Here is a 17,516-nt window from a genome sequence, read left to right on the forward strand (position 1 = left end):
AACCACTCTCTTCCTCCGCAGACCGCGGGGTGACATCCCCTCATTGTCCCCGAACGGTCAAGGGTGTGTCCCGTCCGTGCGGGCAGACCTTCGGGCAGTCAGCGGCTGGGCCCCGGCGACGGGAGCGGGCGGGTGCGGGCCAGCAGGAGGGCGACGTCGTCGTGGCCGCCGTGGTGGGCGAGGGCGCTGAGGAGCAGGTCGCAGGTCTCCTCCAGGGAGGGGTGGGGCCGGTCGAGGAGGTCGGTGAGGGCGCGCAGCCGGGTGTCGATGTCGTGGTCGCGGGTCTCCACCAACCCGTCGGTGTACAGAAGCAGTTCGTCCCCGACGCCCAGCTTGACCCGGACGTCGTGGAAGGCCGGGACGCCGGCGCCCAGCGGTGTCCCCGTGGGGAGTTCGAGCAGCCGCGGTGGGTGTCCGACGCGGGTGTGGACCGGGGGCAGGTGTCCGGCGGTGGCCATCGTGCAGCTGGACCGGTGCGGGTCGTAGACGGCGTAGACGCAGGTGGCGATGGTCTCGTCCAGCCCGGAGACGGTGCGGTCGAGGTGGGTGAGCACGGCGGCGGGATCCAGCTCCAGGCCCGCCAGCGTGCGTGCAGCGGTGCGGAGTTGGCCCATGGTGGCGGCGGCGTTGATGCCGCTGCCCATGACGTCGCCGACCACCAGCGCGGTGCGGCCCCCGGTGAGCGGGATGACGTCGAACCAGTCACCGCCGACCTCACCGGCGATGGAGGCGGGCTGGTAGCGGTAGGCCACCTCCAGCCCCGGCGAGGGCGGGGGCCGACCCGGCAGCAGGTGCCGCTGGAGCGTGAGCGCCGCGTGGCGCTGACGCTGGTACCAGCGGGCGTTGTCGATGGCGACGGCCGCCCGGGCGGCGAGTTCGGTGGCGAGCACGCAGTCGTCCTCGGTGAACGGCTCCGGGTTGTGGGTGCGCTTGAGGTCGAGCGCGCCGAGGACCTGGCCCCGGGCGCGCAGCGGGACCGCGAGGTAGGAGTGGACGCCTGCCTGCTTCAGCAGGCCCACCGCGTCCTGGTCGCGGGCGATGCGCGGCAGGTCCCGGTCGGTGACGTGGGCCAGCAGGACTGGACGTCCGGTGCGGGCACAGCGACTGACCAGGCGGGTCGCGTCGTACCGGGCGATCCCGCCGACGGGGTCGGCGGCCAGGGTGGCCGGGGTGGGACTGGCCGCCTTGATGGCCAGGGCCCGGAAGACGGACGGGGTCTCCCCCGTCCTGCCGGTCGCCGTGGAGGTCGGGATGTCGGTCAGGACGGAGTCGAGCACGTCGACGGCGGCGATGTCGGCGAACTCCGGCACGAGGACGTCGGCGAGCTCGCGCGCGGTCTGGTCCAGGTCCAGGGTGGTGCCGATCCGCTCGGAGGCGTCGGCGAGCACCGTCAGCCTGCGGCGGGCCGCGGACGCGGCGGCGGCGGTGCGGTGCTGGTTGGTGACGTCCACGACCGTCACCGCGACGCCGATGACGTACCCCGCGGTGTCCTCCAGCCGGTAGTAAGATGCCGACCAGGCGTGCTCGCTGTCGTCGGCGGGGGTCCGGCCCGTGGTGAACCGGTCCAGGATCGGGGTGCCGGTGGCGAGGACCTCGCGCATCGCGGACTCGATCACGTCGGTGTCCACGAACGGCAGCGACTCGCGGACGGTCCGGCCCAGCGTCTCGGCGGCGGACAGGCCGTTGATCCGCTCCAGCGCCGGGTTGACCAGCACGTACCGCAGGTCGGTGTCGACCACCGCCAGGCCGATCGGGGACTGCTCCACCAGCCGCATCGACAGCGCCAGCCCCCGCTCCAGGTGCCGCAGCGTGGACCGGTCCGAGGCCAGGCCCAGCGCGTAGTGGCGGCCCTGCTCGTCCTCCAGCCGCATGTTGCGGAATTCCGCCAGCAGCGTGGAGCCGTCCTTGCGCCGGACCGGGAAGGCTCCCGCCCAGGCGCCCCCACCGCTCATCACCTGCGCGAACAGCGACGCGACCTCCTCCTGGTTCGGCTCGTCGACCAGGATCTGGAGGGCGGACCGACCGAGGGCCTCGGCGGCCGGGTATCCGTACAGTTGTTCGGCCTGTGGGCTCCACAGCACGATCCGGCCCTCGTCGTCCAGCACGACGGCGGCCACGCTCAGGACGTCGAGCAGGCCGCCGGGCTCCAGCAGCGACTCGCCGGGGCCCCCTGCCGGGCCTCGGCCCTGGCCCCCTCCCGGGCCTCCCGGGCTTGCCGGGCCTCCCGGGCCGGCATCGTGCTCGACACCCATCCGGCCACCTCCAGACCGCCGGACACTCCTACCCGCACCCGGCCTCACTTCCCCACCCCATCGTCCTCCGTCGAGCGCGCCGTGCCAGCTGCTGTGACGAAACGATCCGGCAAGCGGTCCGTCGAGGGACCTGGCAGGTGACCCGTCATTCGGACGCGGCTCCGCCGGGTTCTCGCAGGGCCTGGGTGACGGCCCAGACCACCGAGACGATGGGGACTGCGACGACAGCCCCGATGATCCCCTGCGCGATGGCCCCCGCGACGACCGAGATGGCCACCACGACCGGGTGCAGCCGGACGGCCCAGCTCATGATCAGCGGGTGCAGCAGATGCCCTTCGATCTGGCCGATCACCACGATCAGCGCGAGAACGATGACGGCCGTGACCGGGCCCCGGGTGGCCAGGGCGACGGCGCTGGCCACGGCGAGCGCGACGGGCGACCCGATCAGGGGGACGAAGGTCGCGGCGAACTCCAGCAAGGACAGCGGGAGGGCCAGGGGCACGCGCAGCACGAACAGCGCGATGCCGACCATGATCGCGTTGGTCGCGGACACCAGGATGATGCCGCGGATGTAGCCGGACAGCGTCTGCCAGGCCGCCCGGCCCGCCCGCTGCCAGCCGTCCCGCCGCGCGGGCGCGAGCTGCCCCTCGCCGAACGCCCACATCCGCTCCCCCGAGTGCACGAAGAACACCGAGCAGAACAGTCCCAGGGCGGTGACCGTGACCACCTCGACGGCCTGGCTCGCACCGCTGACCGCGCTCGCCAGCAGACTGCCGCGGTGGGAGCTGACCCAGCTGGAGACCTTGTGCTGAAGGCCGGTCAGCGCGCTGGGGTGCACGTGGAAGGGCGCGGCCTCGAGCCAGTGCTCCAGACGGGTGATGCCGGTGTCGAACTGCGCCGCGACCTGCGACGACTCGTCCGAGACCAGGAACCCGGTCGCGGTCAGCAGACCTGCCACCAGCAGCCCGCACAGCAGGTACGAGCCCAGCACGGCCGCAGCACGCGGCATCCACGCGCCGAGGCGGTCGGCGAGGGGACGCAGCACCGCTGTGATCACCAGCCCGAGGAACACCGCCACCGCGACCGACTGGAACCGCGTCAGCAGCAGGTACGCCGCGTACGCCACGACTCCCAGCACCAGCAGCCGCCACGCCCACCCGGCTGCGGTCTGCAGGAAGAGCGGCACCCCCGACGCACGTCGGGAGGTCTGGCCCACCACCGTCCGTTGCCGGTGTCCCAGGGTCGGCTGCCGGGGCCGACGCACGGCGGGCGGCTGCCCGTGCGCGCGCCGTCCGCCCGCGCGACGGCGCTCGGCCGCATCCGCGTCCCCGCCCGGGCCGTCGCCCGAGCCGTCTGCCGCGCCATCGCCACGCGCCTGCCACCACCGACCCACCCGCCACCTCCCTTCCCGCGACCCAGGCCACCCTTGTCACCCTTGTCACCCATGCCATCACGGACCTGACACGCCGACACTTCGGGCGTCCTCCACCACACCGGACGTATCGCCGCGCTTGTACACGAAGTCCCGCGCGCGGCAGCGGAAGGATCCCCGCTCCGGGCCCCGTCCTCCCGCGTCCGTCCGGGTGACGAGGCGACCGACGAGGGACCGACGCGGGGACGGGGGCGGGGACGGGGGCGGGGACCGAGGCGGGCAACGGTTGCCGAGCGGCGCCTGACGACCTGACAGGAAGACCGCAGCCCAGAAGCGTTGGGGCCAGCCGGTGGGGTTCGCCGTGTTTCGTGCGCGTCCTACTCCGGGCATATAAGCGCGGCTGATACACCCGGGGAGGGTCCCCTCGAGTTTCTGTGATTCCCGTGATCCCTGTGATTCCTGTGGAGGTGTGCGATGACCGAAGCCGCCAGATCGCTGTCCCGACGCGGCGCGCTGCTCGCCGGTGCCGGACTGGCTGCCGCTGCGGCGGGGCTCGCGTCCGCCGGACCGGCGTCCGCCGCGTCGCGTCCGGCTGCGCGGGGCGCGCTCACCCGCCTGACGCCGCGCCAGCAGGCCGCACAGCGCGTCGTCTTCTCGTACCCGGGCGCGGCCGTGCCGCAGTCCCTGCTCGACCTGATCGTGCAGGGACTCGCCGGAGGTGTCATCCTCTTCGGCGACAACGTCACCAGCCTCGCTCAGATCACCGCCGCGGTCACCGAGATGAAGGAGGCGCGCCGCCAGAGCCCGGTGCGCTCCCCGCTGCTGGTCATGACCGACCAGGAGGGCGGCGAGGTACGGCGGCTTCCGGGCGGGCCCACGCTGTCGCAGAAACAGATCGGCGAGTCCGCGAACCCGTCGGCCGCAGCCGCCGACGCGGGCCGCCAGGCCGGGGAGCTGCTGCGCGGCGCCGGTGTCAACGTCAACCTGGCACCCGTCCTGGACGTCTTCCGCACTCCCGGCGACTTCGACGACGAGTTCCAGCGCTCCTACAGCTCCGACCCCAGGGTCGCGGCACGCTGCGGCGCGGCGTTCATCCGCGCCCAGCAGGCGCACGGCGTCGCGGCCACCGCCAAGCACTTCCCCGGTCTGGGCAGCGCCACCAAGGAGCAGAACACCGACCTGGGCCCGGTCACCCTGACCGCCTCCCGCTCCGAGCTGCGCAGCATCGACGAGTACCCCTACCCGCCCGCCATCGACGCCGGGGTCCGGCTCGTCATGGTCTCCTGGGCGACGTACACCCACCTGGACCCGGACCGCCCGGCGGGCCTGTCCGAACGGATCGTCAAGGGCGAACTGCGCGGACGACTCGGCTTCGGCGGCGTGACGGTCACCGACGCGATCAACGCCGGAGCGCTCTCCCCCTTCGGGACCGAGCCGCAGAACGCGGTCTCGGCCGCCCAAGCCGGGATGGACCTGATCCTCGAGTGCTCGCGCACCGTGGCGGCGGGCCTGACCGTCGTCGACAACCTGGCGAAGGCGCTGACCGACGACCGCCTGGCCCACAGGGAGTTCGACGCCGCAGTGGCGAGGATCGACGCCCTGCGCTGGACGCTCTCCTGAGCGGGTGTTGACACGGGGTCGGAGGCACTGCCCGCATGGGCAGCGCCTCCGACCCCGGTATCTCGGTAACCTCGGTAATCCTCGGTAATCAGGTGCAGTTGTGCGCACCGCTGGTGCTGGATCCGACCACCACGTCGGCCAGGCCGCCGAGGGCGACGAGGTGGACCGCGTTGACGGTCAGGCCGGGGTCCGTGCCGGGTGTCGGCAGTTGCTCGTTGATGATCAGTTTGGCCCCGCCGGCCAGGTCGATCACGCTGTTCGGCGCGGTCGGCACGGTGACCGGCACGCCCGCGATGGTCAGCGTCAGCGTGGCGCTGCCGTGTGATCCCGTGCAGGTGCTGACCGACGTCGAGGTGACGCCGCCCAGTCCGATCACCGGCAGGCCCGGCAGACCGATCGTGGTCTGCTGCAGGGAGGCGGTCGTCGTCTCCGTGCCGGGGTTCAGGGTCGTGGTCCCGTTGGCGCACAGCGCTGCCGCGTTGATCATCAGGACGCTGACCGTCGCGGTGCACGAGGGCGCGACGCTCCCGGCCTGCGCGGTGCGGATCGGGCCGGTGTCCGGCGTCGGCGGAATCTGCAACGACAGAAGCAGCGCGTTGACCTGCACGGACAGACCGAACACCCGTCCGGTGAAATACTCCAGCCGGGCCGTCGCTGGGCCGCTGGACGCCAGGTAGAACCCGTCACCGGCGAACGTCGCGGTGACCGGCAAGGTCGCGGTGTCGTTCAGCGGCTGGTTGAGCGTCGGGACGGTGCAGGATACCGTGCCGGATCCGTCGGTGGTGCCGGTGCAGCTCTGCTGCGCGGAGCCACTCCCGATCGCGATGCTCACTGAGCGACCGGCGATCGGCGCCGCACCGTCCTCGCGCAGGACGCCGGACAGCGTCGCCGGGACGCCGTTGGCGAAGTGGGTCGGTCCGGTGTAGGTGAGGGTGGTCTCCTCGCGGGTGATGGTGAACGCAGTGCTGGCATGGCTCGGCAGCGTCTGCGCGGTGCCCGCGTAGTTGGCGGTCACCGTGGTGGAGCCTGCCACCTGACTTGGCATCAGTTGGCAGCTCGCCGAGCCGGTGGCGTCGGTGGTCGCCGAACACGTCTGGCCGGGCCCGCCGTTGCCGAGCGCGAACGAGACGGGCGCACCTGCGACGGGACTGCCGTCGCTGGTCAGGCTTGCGGACGCGGTGAAGGCGTCGTGGTAGTCGGCGGTCTTCGCGCCGGTGTACGTCAGCGTGGACGGCTTCGGACCGATCGGCACGGTGAAGCTGATGGGCGCCGAAGTACCGGTCACCCCTGCGGCGTTGGTCCCGTCAGCCGTGATCTGGTGCGTCCCTGGCGTCAGCAGGTTCGCCGGGATCGGCCAGGAGGCCACCTTGGCGCTGCTACCGGTGTGCTTCACCGGGTCGAGGCTCCAGGTGTATCCGGGCGCGCTCGACCCCGAAGGTGGTCCGGCGAGGCTCCCCTGACCGGGACCGTCGGTTCCGGCGACCACGGTGTTGTCGATGTAGTAGTGCTCGTGCGTCAGGTTCTGCGTCCCGGCACTGGTGTTGTTGTCCACGCTGACGGAGAGCGAGACCGGTCCGGTCAGGGACTGCCCGTTGCTGATGCCGTGAACCGTCAGCGACGGCCCTCCAGGCGGCGGCGGGGGGTTACCGGCCGGGTCGTGGAGCCAGTCGACGCCTTGCATGCCGGGCAACGGCTGGACCACACCTTTGGTGACGGTGATGGTATTGAGGCCGGTCGGGTTGTAGTTCTCGTCCATGACCGTGAGCTTCGCGGAGTGGCTCTGGTCGTAGTTCGCCGAAATGACGATGCCGACATGGCCATCTCCGTTGCGCGCCGTGACGTAGCCGGAGGCGATGACGTCGCCCACCTGGGGCAGTTCAGCGGCGGTGTAGGGCTGGTTGTACCCGTACATAACGAGCTTCTTGCCACTGTTCTTGTCGGTGAGGCCGTTGTACTTCTGAGGGAACCACTTGGCATGGACCACTGGCTGGACCGGGATGCCCCAGGCCAGGAGCGCATATCGAGTGGCAAGCTCCACGCATTGGAACTCGCTGACCAATGGACCACCACCGGGGAAGGACACCTGGGCCTTGGTCCCGACCGTGACACCGTTGATCCAGTCACCGCAGGCGATCAACCCGTCCCAGGAGGTCAGCTGGTACTCGCCCTGAGCGCGCCGGTTGTCACACATGCCCTCCCACCAGGACGGCGTGGGGAAGGTGCCGTGAACTCCCGCCTGCGTCGCCTGGGACGCGGCCGATGGTGCTCGGGTCGTTCTGGTCGCCGTCGGTGCCTTCGCCGCCGCAACGGCATGGCCGCCGCCCGCAGTTGCCACTGCGGCTGCCGTCGCGGCCTGGCTCGGCGAGCCGGCTAAGGCGATCGCGGCGGCGACGAGCCCGACCGCGAGTCTCGTGACGCGGGCTCTCGTTGCTGATGTCCTCACAGCTTCTCTTCCTCTTGTCAGCGTCCGTTTCGTGAACCAGCGGCGGTGACAAGGCAGGATGAGTCCACACCTCCGACCGTGCGCCCCCCGCAGTGCGCGGCCCGATTCCGGGCAGAGCAGAACATACGTCCGCCGCGAGCGCCACGGAAGGACCGATTTGCACCGTGAAGCGATGCTTCCGGTGTCGGACTGCACAGCGAGCCCACAGGATTTCTGACGGCGCGTCACCCACGCCCCAGGGCGCTCAGGGCAACCCTCACGCCCCGCCCCCACCAGGCATTCGGCCCGTTTCCTCACGCAGCCACCGTCATGACCGACCTCGGGGTCTCCTTGCTGCTCAGCACCCGGTACCTTGGGCGCTTCAGGTCGCCGTCCGTCTAGGCGGCCGACGTGCAAGGGGGGTTCCACCCATGTCAGTTTCCCGCATACGAAGAAGCCGCCTGGCCGCCCGCGCGGCCGGCACGGTCGGCGCCATGGCGCTCGTCCTGGGCGCCACCGTCGCACCCGCCGGGGCGGCCACGCCGCACAGCGGAACGCCGCACACCGGCGCGGGCCCCGGCACCGCCGTCCCGGACGCGCCGCTCGCCAACACGGCCGGCGGTCCCGTCAGCGGCCCGGTCGACGACGCGGCCGTCGCCAAGGCGCAGGCCGCCGCCAACGGCGGCAGCACACAGGTCGGTACGGCGGGCCTGCCGCAATCCCATGCGGGGCCGCACAGCAGCGCAGTACGGTCGGTCACGCCGGTGATCCCGGCCCCGACCGGCCCGTACCAGGTCGGCACGGTCAACCTGCACCTGGTCGACAAGACCCGCTACGACCCGTGGGTCCCGACCTTCCCGCCGCGCGAGCTGATGGTCCAGCTCTGGTATCCCACCGTGGCGGCCACCGGCCACCAACTCACGCCTTGGCTCCAGTCCCTGGCAGGAAGCCACTTCCTTGCGAGCTGGAACGTGAGGCCAGGCACCGTGAGCCTGCCGACGACCGCCGGGTACCTGGGCGCGCCGGTGGACACCAAGTTGGGCAAGCTGCCGGTGGTGCTCTACTCGACCGGCTTCCACTCGGACCGCTCGCAGGGCACGACGCTCGCCGAGGACCTGGCCAGCCGCGGCTTCCTGGTGGTCGAGATCGACAGCACCCACGACGCCGAAGAGGTGCAGTTCCCGGGCAACCGGCTGGAGTTGGAGACGGCTGCCAGCTCCAAGTACACGCTCACCGTCCGCTCGGCCGACTCCAGGTTCGTCGTCGACGAACTGGGCCTGATCGCCAAGGGCACCGACCCCGACGTCGACCACGCCCCGCTCCCCGCAGGCCTGGCGGGAGACGTCGACATGTCGCGGATCGGCATGTTCGGCTGGTCGCTCGGCGGCGCGACCGTGGCCACGTCGATGCAGCTCGACCCGCGGATCGTCGCGGGCGCGGACCTCGACGGCGAGCTCTACGGCTCGGTGGTGTCGCAGAACCTCAAGCGGCCGTTCCTCCTCTTCGGCGCCTCGTACCACGACCGTGTGGAGGACGGCAGCTGGGCGACCTTCTGGGCGCACCAGACGGGACCGCGTTACGAGTTGAAGCTGGCGGGCACCGAGCACCTGACTTTCAGCGACTACGCGATCATGTTCGGCCAGGCCGGTGCCCAGTTCGGCCTCAAGCCCGCCCAGATCGAGCAGGATCTCGGCACGCTCAACTTGAACCGGGCCTTCCTGATCGAGCGCACCTACCTGGCCGCGTACTTCGACGTGGCCCTGCACATCAACAACAACCCGCTGATGAACGGGCCGTCCAAGAGCTACCCGGAGATCTCGTTCATCCGCTGACGGTTCCGGTCGACTGACCCACCCGGTCGGCTGACGCCTCGTCCGGAACCGGCCTCCGGGCCGGACGGGGCGTCCCCGGGACGGGCGTCCCCGCAGCGGGGCGTCCGCCGAGCCGGGTGGTAGCCCAAGGTGGCTACGCATCGTCGCGGCGAGGGCGTTCGGCGAGCTGCATCCCCTACGGTCCCCTGTAGGAACACCGCAACAGGACACCGCAACGCGGGAGGGCGCCTCGCCATGATCGATCATGTCTACATCTCCGTCACGGACATCGAGAAGTCGCTGGCCTTCTACCTCGAGGCGCTGAAGCCCCTCGGCTGGCGCGCATTCGGGAACTACGACGCTGCGTCCGGCCCCGCCGACGTCCCCGACCTCTTCGGTCTCGGCGACGACGCCTACGTCTCCGGCACCGGCGTCGGATCGAGCATCTGGCTGCGCCGACGCAATCCCGGCGAGACGGGCCTGTACCTCGGCATTGTGTGCGACACCGACGAAGCCGTGGACGCCGCCTACACCGCCGCGATCAACGCCGGCGGCACCGACGAGGGACGACCGGCAGACCGCACGTACTTCGCCCCCGGCTACTACGCCGCCAACGTCGCCGACTTCGACGGCAACCGCCTGGAGTTCGTCCACAAGGCCTGGAATGCCGCGCGTTAGACCTGCCCGGAACCGGGCGCTCACGGAATGTCAGTGGCGTCCGATACCGTCCCCCGAATGATCGAGCTGGAGTCCCTCCCCGCCACCCGCGACGCCTACGACGCCGTCGCCGCGCGCTACGCGCAGCAGTTCGCCGACACCCTGCGCGACCGGCCGCTGGAGCGGGCGCTGCTCGCCGCGTTCGCCGAATCGGTGCGCGCCGGCGGTGCCGGCGAGGTCGCGGATCTGGGGTGTGGGCCGGGGTATGTCACCGCTCATCTGCGGGCGTTGGGGCTGCGCGCCTCCGGCGTCGACGCGTCGCCCGCGATGATCGGGCTGGCCCGGGAGGCCAACCCCGACATGCGGTTCGACGTCGGCTCGATGGCAGCGCTCGACATCGCAGACGGCGCGCTCGGCGGGGTGCTCTCGCGATTCTCGATCATCCACACTCCGCCGCAGGACCTCCCAGCGGTGGTCGCGGAGTTCGCCCGGGTCCTCACCCCCGGCGGCCAGTTGCTGATCAGCTGCTACGCCACCGACAACCCCGCGATCCGGACGCAGCCCTTCGACCACTCGGTGGTGACGGCCTACCGCTGGTCGCCCGACCATCTGACGGGGATGCTGCGCGACGTCGGGGTGAGCGAGGTCGCCCGGGTGCTGTGCGAGCCGAAGCCCGACGACAAGCGGCAGTTCCAGGAGCTGCAATTGCTGGCCGCCAAGAACTAGGGCCCGTCCGGAGCCTCGAAGGCGGTGGCTCTGCGTGCGGCATAGGAGCGGGTTTTGACCCGGTTTCCGCACACGCGCATGGAACACCACCTGCGGCTGTGGTTCTTCGACAGGTCCCAGAACACCAGCTCGCATGCATGCTCGGCGCAACGCTTGAGGCGGACCGAGTCGCCGGTCGTCCGAATCTGTGTCCAGGCGACGGCGAGGGCCGCCAGTGGCCGGAGCGAGGGCGATAGTTCCGCGCTCGGGGCGAGTGGGGCGGCTTGGATGCTTGCGTGCAGGGGCAGAGTGCGCAGGATTGCGTCGGCCGCGTCGACGAGGGCGACTGCCGGGCTGCCCCCCACGTGTGCGCCGAGCTGTTCGCGGATGCCGGCGCGCAGCACGAGATACTGCTCGTGCGCGTCGGAACTCAGGCGGCGGCGCTCCGTGAGCAGCCCCTGAGTGAGCAGCCAGTCGGTGGTGTGACCGGGCGTGTCCAGAGCGTCGGTGCCGTACTCGAGGTTGAGCGTGTTCGCGAACGCCTCGATCAGCAGCGCGGCCGGTGGCGGTTCGAGCACCCGACGCCTCCTTTCCCGATAGTGGCCGAGCGAGCCCACTCCAGGCGAGATTACACCAGCTATCCCGATTACCGGTTGTCCGTTCGAGGCCTGTCGTGCCAGACTCGCGGCCCGAGCGGTAACCGGTAAAACGGATAGATGGTGGGCGTTTCATGGGTGGGTCGTTGCTCGTCGCCTTCGCGGTCACACTGCAGGCAGTGTCGAACGGGCTGCTGTCCGGCAATCTCAACGGAGCGGAGAGCGTCCTGCTCTCGTTCATCGCCTTCGGCACCTCGGCCCTGGTGTTCGGCGTAACGGCCCGGCTGCGCACGGGCGGTGAGCGCGTACCGCTGCGCGGCCTCCGGCTGCGCATGATGGTGGCGCTCAACGTGGCCACCGCCGTGACGTTCCTCGGCTTCTACTGGTCTCTCTCCGTAGTCCCTGCCCCCTTGGCCGCTGCGGTCGAGACCGGTGTCGGTCCGCTTGCCATAGCCTGCTTCCGCATCCGTCACTCTCCGCCCACCCGCCGCGCGGCCGAACTCGGCCTCGGTGCAGTCGCGCTGACCCTGGCGTTGTCCGTGGGATCGCGCATGGTCTCGACCGGCCGGGGCGAATCCCCGACACTGCTTGTCGCCGGGGTGGGTATCGCCGCGATCGCCGGCTGCTCGGCGGCCGGAATCGCGACCCTCTCGCACCGTCTCGGACAACTCGGTGTCACCCCGGTACAGGTCACGGCGCACCGATTCCATCTCACCTATCTGCTCGCGGCAGTGGTGCTGGCCTTCGCGGGCCACCCCGCCGAGGGCTGGACCGCGTCACGCGTGACGTTCATCGCGTCGATCGCAGTAGTCGGCGCGGCCCTTCCGCTGTTCGTCCTGCAGATCGGCATGCAGCGCACCCCGCCACTGGCCGTAACGCTGATCGCCTCGGCAGTACCCGGTCTCACCTACCTCATGGCGTCACTCGTCGGGCAACAGAACTTCGATGTCCTCACGTTCATACTGATCAACGGAAGCCTCGCCGTCGCCTTCCTCGGCCCCGTCCTCACCGGACGGCTGCCGACTTCCACGGCTACGGCTCGAAGCGGGTCACCAGCTCGCGAACGTACATCAGCCGCCTGATTTGTCCTGAGATGCTCCCCGGTTCGCCCTGGCGAATCTGGCGAATGCCGCGCCACCCCCTCCCGAAGACGCCGGTCGGGGCGGACGCTGGGCGTATGAGCGCAAGCAACAGGTTCGAACACGAGGACGGGACCGAACGCACGGGGTCCGTCCACCTTCCCCGCTCCATCATCGACTGGCTGATCAGCGACGAGGACAGCGAAGCGGACAGCAACGAGGACGGCGACGACGAGCTCGCCTCCGCCGGTCCGTGTCCGGCCAAACCGTCGTCCACCTGACCGCGGCAGAACGCCACGACGCTCCACGCGCCTACGCACGTGCTCGGGACCGTCGCGCGTACCGGACCCAGCGGATGGCCCAGCCTCCGTCGCCGTGTCAGACCTGCCCGTTAGCGTTGTCCTGACAGATCGACATCGGGAGAGCGCATGCCGTACACCGTCGACTTCGTGAACGTGTCCACCACCGGCCTGGAGTCGTCCCCGGTCGCGGAGGCGCTGGCCGGGCTGCGTGCCAACGAGGCGCGTTACTACAAGAACAAGTACGACCACGTCTTCACCGTGACCCCCGCGAGCGAGGATCCGGAGACCCTCGACTGGGTGGACCGCGTCCTGGCCGACGAGCGCGACATCGTCATCGCCTCGCGCCCGCTCGAGGTGACGTCCTTCGAGGTGGACGGGCTGCGGATGGCCTACGTGTTCTACGAGTCCGGCCTGGCGATCAACGTCATGTACGGCGTCGAGCAGGGCGCGAAACGCGCCGTCGGATTCAAGCTCTCCCAGGGCATGGACGTTCCCGAAGAGCTGGCGACCCGCTTCAAGTTCGCCCGCCAGCGGTCCAAACTGGCCGGCGAGATCCGCGGCTCCTTCTTCGTCATCAAGGGCGAGTACTGAGCCCGGACGGCCCGGACGGCCCGGAGACCCCGGACCTGGACCGCCCGGAGCGCCTGGACAGACCGGGGCCTGGCGCCCCGGTCCGCGCCGTCGTGACCAGGGCGCGCCGGGATCCGCTCGTGGCGCAGACCCTGCGCGCGACGCTCGCGGCGACGCTCTCCTACGCCGTCGCCGAGCGGCTCAGCAACCAGCCCGCGCCGCTCACCGCGCCGCTGACGACGCTGCTGGTCGTCCAGGTCACGCTCTACTCGACGCTGACGACGGGCGTGCGACGGGTGGTGTCCGTCGTCGCGGGCGTGCTGCTGGCCATCGGCTTCAGCGCGGTCGTCGGCCTGTCCTGGTGGAGTCTCGGTCTGATCATCCTGGCCGCGCTGGTCCTCGGGCATCTCATCCGGGTGGACGAGTTCGTCAACGAGGTCGCCATCAGCGGCATGCTGGTCCTGGGCGTCACGCAGTTGGCCTCGCAGGCGTGGGACCGGGTGCTGGAGACGCTGATCGGCGCGGGTGTCGGGCTGGCCTTCAACCTTTTTCTCGCGCCGCCCGTGCTGGTGGAGCCCGCCAGCGAGTCGATCGAGGACCTGGCCCGTCGGGTCCGGCAGCTGCTGCTGGCCCTGAGCGAGGAGCTGGACGCCCCCATCCCGGTCGAGCGCGCCGCCGAACGCCTGCACGAGGCCCGCCGCCTGGACCAGTACATCGCCGAGGTCGACGCCGCCCTGCGCCAGGCCGAGGACAGCCTGCGGCTCAACCCCCGCATCAGCGAGGGCCTGCTCGCCCGGCTGATGCTGCGCACCGGCCTGGACACGCTGGAGATCTGCATCGTCGTGGTCCGCGTCATCGCCCGGACCCTCACCGACCTGGCCAAACGCCGCCGCCCGGACGAGCCTCTCTTCCCCGCCGAGATCGCCGCCCGGCTCCAGGACCTGCTGGGCCACCTGGGCGGCGCGCTGGTCAGCTTCGGGGTCCTGGTCACCACCCAGGTCAGCCGCGACGCGGAGGACGCCGAACTGCGACTGGCCGCCGAGCTCGACGCCGCCTGGGCCAGCCGCGAGCACGTCGCCTACCTGTTGCTGCGTCAGGTCCAGGAGCACCCGCTGGCCTGGCAACTCCACGGCGCGCTGCTCGCGGAGGTCGACCGCATCCTGGACGAGCTCGACCCCGAACACCGCTCCCGCCGCCTGATGGACGAACTGGACCGCGCAAGCGTCCAACGCCGCGCCCGCTTCGGCCGCTTCAACCCTGGCCGCCTCGCCCCGCTGCTGGCCTTCGCCACCGGCCGACGCTAGGGCCTGTGCTGCTCAGTCCGCGTGGTGGACGATGTTGACGACGTTCCCGTCCGGAGCCCGGACGAGGAACCGGTGGACGCCCCACGCCTCCGTGGCGAGCGGCTTCACGATCTCGTAGCCCCGCGCCTGCGCTTCCGCGTACGCCGCCCCGACGTCGTCCGTGTGGATGGAGACGACGGGCACCTCGGGCGCGGTCGCGTCCTGGGTGACGAGCTGGATACTGGCCCTCCCGTCGGGCGAGGTGAAGCGGGCCACCCAGCCCATGTTGAACTCCTCGGTGCTCAGGCCGAGGTAGTCGGCGTAGAAGCTCTTCGCCGACTCGATGTCCGCCACCCGCAGGTTGGCCATGATGCGCTTGGCTCTCATACGGTCCAGCGTGTGCAGACGAGCGCCCCGGCCACCGCATTCACGCCGCCAGCGGCGTGCCGCGCGCGTTCGCGCGGCGTCGTTGGAGCGCCGCCCGGCCAGCACCGAGAGACGGCTGAAGGCTCGGCATCGGCGGCCGGGCTCAGCCGCGATAGGTCTCCAGCAGGCGCAGCCACACCTCGCTGATCGTCGGGTAGGCCGGGACCGCGTGCCACAGACGCGCGATCGGGACCTCGCCGACGACGGCGACGGTGGCCGAGTGCAGCAGCTCGGCCACGCCCGGGCCGACGAAGGTCACGCCGACCAGGACCGCCCGGTCGAGGTCGACGACGGCCCTGGCTCGGCCCCGGTAGCCGTCGGCGTAGAGCGAGGCGCCCGCCACCTTGCCGATCTCGTAATCCACGGCGCGCACCCGCAGGCCCTGCTCCTCGGCCTCGGCGAGCGTGCGGCCGACCGAGGCGACCTCGGGGTCGGTGAAGACCACCTGCGGGACCGCCAGAAGGTCGGCGGTGGCCGCGCTGCGGCCCCACTCCCCGGTGTCCAGCTCCCGGCCCGCCGCGCGGTCGGCGATGGCCGCGCCGAAGATGCGGCCCTGGTACTTGCCCTGATGGGTGAGCAGCGCACGGTGGTTGACGTCCCCGGCGGCGTAGAGCCACGCGCCCGGAACGTCCACGGCCAAGCCCGTTTCGTCGACGCGGATCCAATCGCCCGGTTCCAGCCCGACGGTCTCCAGCCCCAGATCGGCGGTGGCGGGCTTGCGACCGGTCGCGAACAGCACCTGATCTGCCGTCAGCTTTCCCTCGCCATCGTCATCGCCCTCGCCGTCACCTCCGCCGAGGTCCAGCACGACCTCGCCGCCCGGCCTGCGGGAGACGCCGCTCACCGAGACGCCGAAGCGGACGTCGACGCCGGCCGCCTTGAGTCCCTCCGCCACCTGCTCCCCCGCGAACGGCTCCGTGCGCGGCAGCAGCGCAGCGCCGCGCACCAGCAGTGTCACCCGGCTGCCGAGCGCGGCCCAGGCGGTGGCCATCTCCACGGCCACGACTCCGCCGCCGACGACGGCTAGGCGCTCGGGCACCGAGTCCGCGCTGGTCGCCTCACGGCTGGTCCAGACGCCGACCTTCTCGATGCCGGGCAGGGCCGGCAACACCGCGCTCGTTCCCGTGCAGACCGCGACGGCATGACGCGCCGTCAGCACCCGCTCCGTCCCGTCCTCGGTCTCCACGACGACGCGGCGCTCTCCGGCCAACCGCCCGTGCCCGCGCACGAGGTCGACGTCGACGGAGTCGAGCCAGGACACCTGACCGTCGTCGTGCCAGTGCGACGCGAAGTCGTCGCGCCGCTTCAACACCGCGCCCGCGTCGAGGCTCCCGGTCACCGCCTCCCGGGTGCCGGCCAGCCGACGGGCGTCGGCCAGCGCGGCGGCGGGGCGCAGCAGCGCCTTGCTGGGCATGCAGGCCCAGTAGCTGCACTCGCCGCCGACCAGCTCGCGCTCGACGACCGCCACGCTGAGCCCGGCGGCCCTGGCCCGCTCCGCGAGGTTCTCCCCGGTCGGGCCCGCCCCCAGCACCACCACGTCGAAGGTGTCCACCGCACTCACCACTCCCGCTCGCCTCCCGGCTCGATGTCGCCGCGTCACTCCGACAACACTTTCCACAAATCTTCGATGTCGCTAGTCAACAGACAAATCATCAGGTCGTGTCGTGGAACCGGACATTGGGTGTCGCGAGCGGTCATAAATGATCAGAGATGGCTCTGAAAAATTGCATGTACGCAGACAAACACAAGCGGACCAGCGTACTCTCACCTACGTGCAGGACATCCACACCCCCCTCATCGAAGTCAGGAGCGCGCGCCGGGTCACCGGATACGCCGCTGTCTGCTCGGAAGACGATCTCGTGGCGCTGCTGCGGGACGGCAGCGGCACCGAGGCCGCCGACGGTCTCACCCTGGCCGTCTACTTCCCGCCCGACACGCCACGGAGCGTCCGCGACTCCTTGCACGACCAGATCGCCGACCTGCTCAGCCGAACCCGGCGCGCGCACGGCCCACAGCTCGTCTGGCAACCCGGCAATCCGCTGGACCTTCCAGGCTGACGTTCTGCACGCGCGCGACGCGGGTTCTAGCATCGGAAGCGGGGCCGCCCTGAAGTCGGGAGCCTGCCGTGATGCAGTACGAGCTCAGAGCCGAACACCGTCCGACCCCGGGCGGAGGCCGACGCGTGCACATGTGGCACGTGGTGAGGGCCGACGAGGAGGCTGGCCTGTGCGGGTACCACCTGGCCCCGAACGCCGAGAGCGGCCGGATCGCCGATCTGGAGGAGCTGCCCGGCCAGCGCTGTGAGACCTGCCGCACCGCGTACCGGTCGGCACTGCCCCCGCCGGACTGATCCCGTCAGCGACCGCTGGTGCGGACCGTCCGAGCGTTGGGGTGAGACCGGTGTCCGAGGCGTCCGAGCCG

Annotated in this window: 16 protein-coding genes; 10 read left to right on the plus strand and 6 right to left on the minus strand. The window is 71.0% G+C overall.

Going from position 1 to position 17,516, the window contains the following annotated elements; all coding sequences use genetic code 11:
• Window positions 1-98 precede the first annotated feature (98 nt).
• Together ABH940_RS06230 and ABH940_RS06235 are read right to left on the minus strand one after the other, a co-directional pair.
• Window positions 99-2,252 (minus strand): SpoIIE family protein phosphatase, encoded by a 2,154-nt coding sequence (locus ABH940_RS06230; protein WP_370104618.1) that lies wholly within the window; start codon window positions 2,250-2,252, stop codon window positions 99-101.
• 145 nt (window positions 2,253-2,397) lie between these two features.
• Entirely contained in the window at window positions 2,398-3,645 is a 1,248-nt protein-coding gene (locus ABH940_RS06235) for an AI-2E family transporter (RefSeq protein ID WP_370066858.1), read from the minus strand.
• A gap of 453 nt (window positions 3,646-4,098) precedes the next feature.
• Here ABH940_RS06235 and ABH940_RS06240 point away from each other — a divergent pair, with 453 nt between their 5' ends.
• A complete protein-coding gene (locus tag ABH940_RS06240) occupies window positions 4,099-5,244 on the plus strand; it encodes a glycoside hydrolase family 3 N-terminal domain-containing protein (RefSeq protein WP_370066857.1) in 1,146 nt (381 codons plus the stop codon).
• 88 nt (window positions 5,245-5,332) lie between these two features.
• Here ABH940_RS06240 and ABH940_RS06245 read toward each other — a convergent pair whose 3' ends face one another.
• Complete coding sequence (locus ABH940_RS06245) at window positions 5,333-7,435, minus strand: choice-of-anchor P family protein (RefSeq protein ID WP_370104619.1); 2,103 nt, start codon at window positions 7,433-7,435, stop codon at window positions 5,333-5,335.
• A gap of 662 nt (window positions 7,436-8,097) precedes the next feature.
• Between ABH940_RS06245 and ABH940_RS06250 the strand changes: the two genes are divergently transcribed.
• The 3 genes from ABH940_RS06250 (at window position 8,098) to ABH940_RS06260 (ending at window position 10,860) form a co-directional block, all read left to right on the plus strand.
• Complete coding sequence (locus tag ABH940_RS06250) at window positions 8,098-9,498, plus strand: alpha/beta hydrolase family protein (protein WP_370104621.1); 1,401 nt, start codon at window positions 8,098-8,100, stop codon at window positions 9,496-9,498.
• Window positions 9,499-9,732: 234 nt separating this feature from the next.
• Window positions 9,733-10,155 carry a VOC family protein gene (locus ABH940_RS06255; protein WP_370066852.1) on the plus strand — a complete coding sequence of 141 codons (423 nt, stop codon included), beginning with the start codon at window positions 9,733-9,735 and terminating at the stop codon, window positions 10,153-10,155.
• A 57-nt stretch (window positions 10,156-10,212) separates the two neighbouring features.
• Entirely contained in the window at window positions 10,213-10,860 is a 648-nt protein-coding gene (locus tag ABH940_RS06260) for a class I SAM-dependent methyltransferase (RefSeq protein ID WP_370104623.1), read from the plus strand.
• On the opposite strand, the gene ABH940_RS06265 is transcribed toward ABH940_RS06260, so the two are convergent.
• A complete protein-coding gene (locus tag ABH940_RS06265; RefSeq protein ID WP_370066848.1) occupies window positions 10,857-11,417 on the minus strand; it encodes a CGNR zinc finger domain-containing protein in 561 nt (186 codons plus the stop codon). The genes ABH940_RS06260 and ABH940_RS06265 overlap by 4 nt on opposite strands.
• A gap of 152 nt (window positions 11,418-11,569) precedes the next feature.
• On the opposite strand from ABH940_RS06265, the gene ABH940_RS06270 reads away from it, so the two are divergent.
• The 4 genes from ABH940_RS06270 to ABH940_RS06285 all read left to right on the plus strand — a co-directional run bounded on the left by ABH940_RS06270 (window position 11,570) and on the right by ABH940_RS06285 (window position 14,690).
• Window positions 11,570-12,517 carry an EamA family transporter gene (locus tag ABH940_RS06270; protein WP_370104626.1) on the plus strand — a complete coding sequence of 316 codons (948 nt, stop codon included), beginning with the start codon at window positions 11,570-11,572 and terminating at the stop codon, window positions 12,515-12,517.
• Window positions 12,518-12,612: 95 nt separating this feature from the next.
• Window positions 12,613-12,795: a hypothetical protein gene (locus tag ABH940_RS06275; protein ID WP_370066844.1), complete on the plus strand. Its 183-nt coding sequence runs from the start codon at window positions 12,613-12,615 to the stop codon at window positions 12,793-12,795.
• Between the two features lie 147 nt (window positions 12,796-12,942).
• Window positions 12,943-13,407, plus strand: coding sequence for a phage tail protein (locus ABH940_RS06280; protein WP_370066842.1), 465 nt, complete (start codon window positions 12,943-12,945; stop codon window positions 13,405-13,407).
• 119 nt (window positions 13,408-13,526) lie between these two features.
• Window positions 13,527-14,690, plus strand: a complete 1,164-nt coding sequence (locus tag ABH940_RS06285; RefSeq protein ID WP_370066840.1) for an aromatic acid exporter family protein — start codon at window positions 13,527-13,529, stop codon at window positions 14,688-14,690.
• A gap of 12 nt (window positions 14,691-14,702) precedes the next feature.
• Here ABH940_RS06285 and ABH940_RS06290 read toward each other — a convergent pair whose 3' ends face one another.
• Window positions 14,703-15,056 (minus strand): VOC family protein, encoded by a 354-nt coding sequence (locus tag ABH940_RS06290; protein ID WP_370066838.1) that lies wholly within the window; start codon window positions 15,054-15,056, stop codon window positions 14,703-14,705.
• A gap of 142 nt (window positions 15,057-15,198) precedes the next feature.
• Window positions 15,199-16,647, minus strand: a complete 1,449-nt coding sequence (locus ABH940_RS06295; RefSeq protein WP_370104628.1) for an NAD(P)/FAD-dependent oxidoreductase — start codon at window positions 16,645-16,647, stop codon at window positions 15,199-15,201.
• Between the two features lie 220 nt (window positions 16,648-16,867).
• On the opposite strand from ABH940_RS06295, the gene ABH940_RS06300 reads away from it, so the two are divergent.
• Together ABH940_RS06300 and ABH940_RS06305 are read left to right on the plus strand one after the other, a co-directional pair.
• Complete coding sequence (locus tag ABH940_RS06300) at window positions 16,868-17,152, plus strand: hypothetical protein (protein WP_370066834.1); 285 nt, start codon at window positions 16,868-16,870, stop codon at window positions 17,150-17,152.
• A gap of 71 nt (window positions 17,153-17,223) precedes the next feature.
• Window positions 17,224-17,445, plus strand: a complete 222-nt coding sequence (locus tag ABH940_RS06305) for a hypothetical protein (RefSeq protein WP_370066832.1) — start codon at window positions 17,224-17,226, stop codon at window positions 17,443-17,445.
• Window positions 17,446-17,516: the final 71 nt, after the last annotated feature.

Origin of the sequence: Streptacidiphilus sp. BW17 (assembly GCF_041262485.1) — a bacterium.
GTDB lineage: Bacteria > Actinomycetota > Actinomycetes > Streptomycetales > Streptomycetaceae > Streptacidiphilus.

Excerpts from the sequence above, each read along its gene's own strand:
- ABH940_RS06230 (WP_370104618.1), bottom strand. The coding sequence starts at position 2,252 with ATGGGTGTCGAGCACGATGCCGGCCCGGGAGGCCCGGCAAGCCCGGGA.
- ABH940_RS06240 (WP_370066857.1), top strand. The coding sequence starts at position 4,099 with ATGACCGAAGCCGCCAGATCGCTGTCCCGACGCGGCGCGCTGCTCGCC.
- ABH940_RS06245 (WP_370104619.1), bottom strand. The coding sequence starts at position 7,435 with ATGTGTGACAACCGGCGCGCTCAGGGCGAGTACCAGCTGACCTCCTGG.
- ABH940_RS06250 (WP_370104621.1), top strand. The coding sequence starts at position 8,098 with ATGTCAGTTTCCCGCATACGAAGAAGCCGCCTGGCCGCCCGCGCGGCC.
- ABH940_RS06255 (WP_370066852.1), top strand. The coding sequence starts at position 9,733 with ATGATCGATCATGTCTACATCTCCGTCACGGACATCGAGAAGTCGCTG.
- ABH940_RS06260 (WP_370104623.1), top strand. The coding sequence starts at position 10,213 with ATGATCGAGCTGGAGTCCCTCCCCGCCACCCGCGACGCCTACGACGCC.
- ABH940_RS06270 (WP_370104626.1), top strand. The coding sequence starts at position 11,570 with ATGGGTGGGTCGTTGCTCGTCGCCTTCGCGGTCACACTGCAGGCAGTG.
- ABH940_RS06275 (WP_370066844.1), top strand. The coding sequence starts at position 12,613 with ATGAGCGCAAGCAACAGGTTCGAACACGAGGACGGGACCGAACGCACG.
- ABH940_RS06280 (WP_370066842.1), top strand. The coding sequence starts at position 12,943 with ATGCCGTACACCGTCGACTTCGTGAACGTGTCCACCACCGGCCTGGAG.
- ABH940_RS06290 (WP_370066838.1), bottom strand. The coding sequence starts at position 15,056 with ATGAGAGCCAAGCGCATCATGGCCAACCTGCGGGTGGCGGACATCGAG.
- ABH940_RS06305 (WP_370066832.1), top strand. The coding sequence starts at position 17,224 with ATGCAGTACGAGCTCAGAGCCGAACACCGTCCGACCCCGGGCGGAGGC.